Annotated in this window: 7 protein-coding genes; 4 read left to right on the top strand and 3 right to left on the bottom strand. The window is 68.1% G+C overall.

Annotated features, from left to right (window positions below):
* Together VK611_26665 and VK611_26670 are read left to right on the top strand one after the other, a co-directional pair.
* On the top strand, positions 1 to 302 hold a 302-nt coding region (locus VK611_26665; GenBank protein HMG44945.1), incomplete at its 5' end, for a cytochrome P450.
* Positions 299 to 1015, top strand: a complete 717-nt coding sequence (locus tag VK611_26670; protein HMG44946.1) for a spermidine synthase — start codon at positions 299 to 301, stop codon at positions 1013 to 1015. The genes VK611_26665 and VK611_26670, both read left to right, overlap by 4 nt.
* Positions 1016 to 1443: 428 nt before the next feature.
* On the opposite strand, the gene VK611_26675 is transcribed toward VK611_26670, so the two are convergent.
* On the bottom strand, positions 1444 to 2337 hold the full coding sequence (locus VK611_26675; GenBank protein ID HMG44947.1) for an NAD(P)-binding domain-containing protein: 894 nt from the start codon (positions 2335 to 2337) through the stop codon (positions 1444 to 1446).
* Positions 2334 to 3206 carry an NAD(P)-binding domain-containing protein gene (locus VK611_26680; protein HMG44948.1) on the bottom strand — a complete coding sequence of 291 codons (873 nt, stop codon included), beginning with the start codon at positions 3204 to 3206 and terminating at the stop codon, positions 2334 to 2336. Before VK611_26680 ends, VK611_26675 begins: the two co-directional genes overlap by 4 nt.
* Before the next feature lie 111 nt (positions 3207 to 3317).
* On the opposite strand from VK611_26680, the gene VK611_26685 reads away from it, so the two are divergent.
* A complete protein-coding gene (locus tag VK611_26685) occupies positions 3318 to 3665 on the top strand; it encodes a helix-turn-helix domain-containing protein (GenBank protein ID HMG44949.1) in 348 nt (115 codons plus the stop codon).
* A 16-nt stretch (positions 3666 to 3681) separates the two neighbouring features.
* Here the strand turns inward: VK611_26685 and VK611_26690 are convergent, their stop codons facing one another.
* Positions 3682 to 5151 (bottom strand): FAD-dependent monooxygenase, encoded by a 1470-nt coding sequence (locus VK611_26690; GenBank protein HMG44950.1) that lies wholly within the window; start codon positions 5149 to 5151, stop codon positions 3682 to 3684.
* A gap of 68 nt (positions 5152 to 5219) precedes the next feature.
* Here VK611_26690 and VK611_26695 point away from each other — a divergent pair, with 68 nt between their 5' ends.
* On the top strand, positions 5220 to 5366 hold the full coding sequence (locus VK611_26695; GenBank protein ID HMG44951.1) for a hypothetical protein: 147 nt from the start codon (positions 5220 to 5222) through the stop codon (positions 5364 to 5366).
* Positions 5367 to 6711: the final 1345 nt, after the last annotated feature.

The raw sequence follows: 6711 nt of genomic DNA on the forward strand, positions 1-6711 counted from the left end.
TCTCGGAGGGCGACCGGGTGGTGCTGTGGTACTGGTCGGCGAACCGCGACGAGGCGGTGTTCGACGACCCGTTCACCTTCGACATCGGTCGCACGCCCAACGACCACGTGGGCTTCGGCGGCCCGGGCCCGCACTTCTGCCTCGGCGCCCACCTCGCCCGGCGTGAGATCAGCGTGATGTTCCGCGAGCTGCTGCATCGCCTGCCCGACATCCACGTCGTGGGCGAACCCCAGCGCCTGCGCTCCAACTTCATCAACGGCATCAAGCACCTCGACGCGGAGTTCACGCCGAGGTCCCCATGAGCACGCGCTTCGAACACATCGACTCGCAACAGACCGAGATGGGCGAGATCAGCCTGCGCCGTCGCCTCGAACCATCGCTGCTGGTCGACGTCTACGAGGTGAGGCTCGGCGACGAGTACCTCATGTCGAGCCTCTTCACCGCCTCCGAGATCCAGCTCGCCGAGCTCGGGCTCGCCCAGCTCCCTGACACCGGCCTCGACGTCGTCGTCGGCGGGCTCGGACTCGGCTACACGGCCCGGGCGGTGCTCGACGACCCCCGAGTGCGCTCGCTCCACGTCGTCGAAGCCCTCAGCGCCGTCGTCGACTGGCACGAGCGCAAGCTCGTCCCCTGCGCCGAGGAGCTCGTCACCGACGCTCGCTGCCACCTCGTCACCGGCGACTTCTTCGCGATGGTCGCCGAGAACACGGGCTTCGGGCCCGACTCTCCCGACCGCTACCACGCCGTGCTCGTCGACATCGACCACACCCCGCGAGGCCACCTCCACCCCAGCCACGCCCCCTTCTACACCCCCGAGGGACTCCGACCTCTCGCCGCTCGCCTCCACCCCGACGGTGTGTTCGGGCTCTGGTCCGACCACCCGCCCGACGCCGACTACATCGCCACCGTCGAGCAGGTCTTCACATCCTGCGAAGCCCGCGTCGTCACCTTCCCCAACCCCCATAGCGGCGGCCAGTCCTCCAGCACCATCTACCTCGCCAAGCGCCCCCTGTAGTCCCTCAGGGGCTGCCGCGGAGATCGGGTTGTGTAGTCCTACCGATGTGGTGTCGGGCGGCTCGTCGTACCGTCGAGGTCGTGGCGATTCGGGCGGACGAGGCGTTGGGGTTGCGTGGTGCGCTGGTGGGAGTGGACGTACCGGTTCCTGTCCTCGACGGTCGCCGGGTCGCGTATGTGAACCTCGACAACGCTGCGAGTACGCCGCCGTTCTGCTCGGTCGTGGAGACGGTCGAACGGTTCCTTCCCTTCTCTGCGAGCGTGCATCGGGGCACCGGTTACAAGTCGCGGCTGAGCACGGCCGTCTACGAGCAGGCGCGGGAGCTCGTCGGGCAGTTCGTCGGCGCCGATCCCGATCGGGACGTCCGAGCAGACCATCGTCGACCTCGCCGGCGAGGGGCTCACCAACACCGAGATCGCCGAGCGGCTCTACAGCGTTGGGGTCTGATCACCTCGTGGAGGGCGGTCCAGTTGTCGGTGCCGTGGCCGGCGGCGATCGCTCGGTCGTAGTGCGACTTGATCGCACGAGGTAGCTCGGTGTCGACGCCGCTGGCTTCGTTGGTGCTCACGATGTGGTCGGCTGTGGCGCCCATCATCAGCACGGTGCTCAGGTCGCCTGGATGTACCCCGCTTTCCAGTTGCCTGGCCAGGTCGTGACCGCCTTGGAGCATCGCGGGGATGCCGGTCAGCGTGTCGAGCGCGTCGGGCAGGAAGTCGCCGACCGGCACCCCGGCTGCGTTCACCATCGCTGCGGCCTGCAGCAGCCCTGACAGGGGCGGTGAGGAACACGGCGAGCTGCGCCTGATACCAGAGTTGCGCGAGGCCTGGGTCCTCGCCGACGTAGCGCGGCGTGCCGAGCAGCCGGAGCACCGTTTCGTGCGCGCGGAGCACGGCTTCGGGACCGCTGAAGTACACGTAGGCCGCATCGGTGCCGACCATCGGGGCCGGCACCATGACGCCGCCGGCGAGGAAGCGGGCATCGTGCTGTGCCGCCCAGGCGGCTGCGTCGCGGGTGACGTCCGGCGTGTCCGAGCTCAGGTTGACGATGGTCGTGCCGGCGAGCGCGCTCACGGCCCCATCGAGGATGTCGTACATCGCCCGGTAGTCGGTGAGGCTGAGGATCGTGAGCTCGCTGGCGGCGATGGCGTCGGCCGGCGTCGGCACCAGGGTGGCTCCCGAGGCGACCAGTTCGGCGGCTCGGCTTGGTGTGCGGTTCCACACCGTCACCGGCACCCCTGCCTTCATCAAGGCTGTGGCCATCGCCTGGCCCATTGGGCCGAGGCCGATCACGGTGACCGGTGCGAGGTCGGTCGTGTTGCTCATCGTGTGGCCGTCAGCTCCTCGAAGATGCGGGCGAAGCCCTGCTTGCCGTGGCCGGCGGCGATCTGGCGCTGGATCATCTCGTGCACTGGCTGCAGCACCTCGGCGCTGACGCTCTGTTCGACGCTCGCCGTGACGATCTTGGTGAGGTCGGAGAACTCCAGGCTCTGCTGGCCTTCAGCGGCGTAGCCGGTGGCGTCGATGGTGGCTGCGAGGCCGGCGAACGCGCCTGTCATCGCGGCGAGGAACGGTGTGGCCCGGGTGGCGAAGTCCGTGGCGGATACACCCTCGGCGCCGACCATCGCGGCGCCGTGCATGAAGCCGGCGAATGTCACGTACATGCCGGCGAGCATCGCCATGTCGTAGAGCGACGCCATGCCGGCGTCGGGCCCGAAGTAGCTGCTCTGTCCCCACCGATCGAGCGGTGCGCGGTGCTCTTCGAACACCGTGGCCGAGCCGCTGTAGAAGATGGCTGAGCCGGGGCTGCCGATCATCTCCGGCACGGCCATGACGGCGCCGTCGAGGTAGTCGATGGCGTGTCGGGCGGCCCAGTCGGCCAGCTCCCGAGCCTCGTTGGGCGTGGTGGTCGTGAGGTTGACCAGCGCGTGCCTGCGCAGGCTTGAGGCGATCGGATCGAGTACTTCGTGGACCGATGCGTGGTCGAACAGGCAAACGACGGTCAGCGGGCTGGCCGACACGGCTGCCTCGACCGAGGCGGCGGTGGTGGCGCCGCGAGCGGCGAGCGGTTGGGACTTGGTGGGCGATCGGTTCCAAACAGTGGTGGGGTGCCCGGCATCGATCAGCGCGGCAGCGAGGGCGCCGCCCATCGCGCCGAGGCCGACCACCGTGGTGGGGGAGGGGTTGTGGCTCATGCGGAGCCATCATTCGCCTATACCGGCGAGCTGCCAAGTACCTACCTTTTAGTTCGATACCCACCATTTGGTAAGTATTGGGGCGAACGCAGGCACGACACGGAGGGCTCGATGGCAACGACGGCGAGATGCGGTCCCTACATCTGCGGCATCGACGCCGCGATGGACGTGGTGTCGGGGAAGTGGAAGTCGCTGATCCTGTGGGAGCTCGACAACTACGGCATCCGCCGCTTCGGCGAGCTCAAGCGGGGTCTGGTGGGCGTCAGCGAGAAGATGCTCATCCAGCACCTGCGCGAGATGGAGGAGGACGGTCTGATCCACCGCGAGGTGTACCGCCAGGTGCCCCCGAAGGTGGAGTACTCCCTGACCGAGCACGGCCGCACGCTGAACGAAGCCCTCCGCCCGCTGGGAGCCTGGGGCACGCAGCGACGTCAGCGCCTCGACGCCGGCATCCAATGACTGCCACTGTCGGGTTCTAAGCCGGAGTGGCCGCTCCGAACCAGGTCGCAAGTGCTCGAGGCAGCTCTGGGTCCGTGAGGTCTCCTGCCCAGGCGACATGTCCGTCGGGTCGGATCACCACGGCCGGGGGAGCAGCGATCTCGCCAAGGACCGGTAGCTCCCACACGCCAGCGTGCTTGGCGTCGACCAACCGGATTCGATCCGCCCAGGGAGAGATGTCGAAACCGCCGGGTTCACCGAGGTTGAGGAGCACGGGCCGGACGTCGTGCAGCAGGGTGAAGACGCGCGTGGGACCGTCCGCGGTGGACAGGTCGAGGTCGGGCATGCGCCGCCCGAGCAACGGGTGCCCCTCTCCGAGGTCGTAGTGGATGTCGAGACCGGAGATCATCGCGGCGATGCGCCGGCGCGGCTCGTCCGTGCTCAGCAGTTCGGTCATGGTGTCGCGGAGGGCCCTGCTGCGCTCGTCGATGCGGCTGAGCGCGACCTGCGCCATGGTGTTCTGCAACACCCGGGCACCGACGGGGTGTCGTTCGGCGTGGTAGGTGTCGAGGAGGCTCTCGGGTGATGTCTCGTTGACGACCTGGGCCAGCTTCCATCCCAGGTTCACGGCATCCTGCACGCCCGTGTTGAGGCCCTGTCCACCTTGCGGGCCATGCACGTGTGCGGCGTCACCGGCGAGCAGCACGCGTCCCTCGCGGTAGGACGCCGCCTGCCGGGTCGTGTCGGTGAACCGGGAGATCCAGGTCGGGCTGTGGACCCCGTAGTCCGTCCCGTAGGCGGCGACGAGCGCCTCGCTGAGGTACTGCAGGTTGGGCTCGCCGGTGTGTTCGACCTGCTTCTCGACCAGGACGACCCGGTACGGCCCGCCATCGTCCCCCGGGTTGACGGGACCGATGCCACCACCCTCGGGGAGCATGCCGACCGGCGGCTCCTCGGCCATCTCGACCTCGGCGATCAGGTGGCTGGTCGTCGGGTCCCATCCGGGGAAGTCGATGCCGGCCGCCTTGCGGATCAGGCTGCGTCCTCCGTCGCACCCGACGAGGTACTCGGTTCGAAGCGACGTGTCGCCGGACAGCTCGACATCGACGCCGGTGTCGTCCTGCGCGAAGCCCACCACCTCGCAGCGACGAAGGATCGGCACCCCGAGCTCACCGACCACCCAGCCAGCCAGGATGCGCTCGAAGTCGCGCTGCCACAGCGCAAGTAGGTGGTTGTGGCGGGTGGGGAAGTCGCTGATGTCCAGGAACATCCCGGCGTAGCCCACGAAGGGATGTACCTGCCCCGCCGAGACGAATCGTTCCGCGACGCCACGCTGATCGAGCACCTCGATGGTGCGGGAGTGAAGACCCCCGGCACGCGAGCCGTCGACATCCTGGCTGGCACGTCGTTCGACGACGACGACGTCGACCCCCGCCAACGCCAGCTCGCCCGCCAGCATCAGCCCGGTCGGGCCGCCTCCTGCGATCACCACCGCATGCTCAGTCATCGCCGCTCCCGCCCGACCCAGCTGCCGAAAGCAAAATACGCATTCCATGACTCCTTCAGGTTCTGGCCATGATCGGCTCAGCGAACGGTCATGATCAGCACGTTTGGGTCGTTTGCGGCAAGCCCCCTCCCTCGCGTTATGTTCTTAATGGCGGCGAAGTCACGCTCGACGATGCGGGCGAGCTGACCGGTCCCTACCTCGGCAACGCCGAGTGACGAAGCGGCGAAGGCGTTGCTCAGCTTCGGGAACCAAGCAGCGGCGATCGCCGTCGCCGGGTGGGCGATTCCCGACGCCTTCGACGCCCTACCGGCCGAGCAGCGGGCGTCGGTGGGACCAGCCCTGGCAGCCTCGCCAGAGTGCGGTCAGCTGCCCTTCGCTCGCGTCCTGGAGATCGAGGTCGTGCGTGCATGCCCCACAACGCCGGGTCGAGGATGCACAGGACGACGGTGTCGGTCGCCGAGAGGACGAGCACGGGACCGGCGGAGTGATGCTGTGGGCGTGCTTCCGGCCGGAGGTCCGTTGTCTTCGATGGTGGGGGGTGCCTGCGGTCGCGAAGGGTCTGGAGTGCTTAGCGGCCGTTCTGGGTGGAGGTCGTCTGTCCCGAGTCGTGGGGTGCCGTGTGGCTGGACCTGTCCGCGTGGGTGTCCTGGGGGTGTCTTCAGGCACCTGCGCGTAGACGAGGAGTGGGCATGGCCGGGTGCTGAGGATCGCGGCTCACCGCGGCTGAGGCCCGTAGGCGTCGATCTCGGTCTTGGTCGTGGAAGGCTTTGAGCACGATCAGGGCTAGGAGGACGGGTTCCAGTGCGCCCCTTGTGCCGCGGGTTGCCCCGTCGAGCTCGGAGCGAGCCTCACTGCGGTCAGGGTCGAGTTCAGCGATGTGATCGAGACTGTCGACCCCGGTGTCGAGGTACGCCAGAGAGTCGAGTACGGAGACGTCGACCGGCGCTCGGAAGTCAGGAGCGGGGGTGGAATCCTCGGGGCCCGTGGGGGCATTCAGGTCGCCGCCTTCAAGATCGAGGTCAGACAAGCGAACTGAGAACGCGTCAATCGTGGGTCCGCTGGACGGGAAGCCAACCGGGTCCGGGTTCGATGTCGTCGGCGGCCTTCCCGGGATGACTGGCACGCCGCTGCCGGGTAGGAGGAGGAGACCGACCACCGCGACGGCCGCAGCTCCGACAACAGCTTTCCTCACCCCAGTTCGTCCACGCACCTGGCCCCCCGGCTCATCACGCCGCTCCGCCGAACGGTCGGCACCACAGGCTAGATCACAGTGGCAGCCGGTGATCTGAGCTTGCACGACCTGCGACACCGCGCGACCGCGAGGAGACTCACAGCGCGAAGGTCCTCCCGGCGCGACGAGAGCAGACGACCGCGTCACCGAGGCGGCGATGGAGGACCGCAAGAAGGAGGGTTACTTCTGACCACGCCGAGTGAAAGAAGGTGCTTGCGGACTTAGAGAGATGTGCTTAGGTTAGGTCCGGCAAGGGGGATCTGGGGACGGGCCCTGACGGCCCGCCCGCGGGGGCAGAACAACCGGAGGGCACATGGTTGAGGGGACCG

Source organism: Acidimicrobiales bacterium (assembly GCA_035316325.1).
Lineage (GTDB): Bacteria > Actinomycetota > Acidimicrobiia > Acidimicrobiales > VFJN01 > DASXTK01.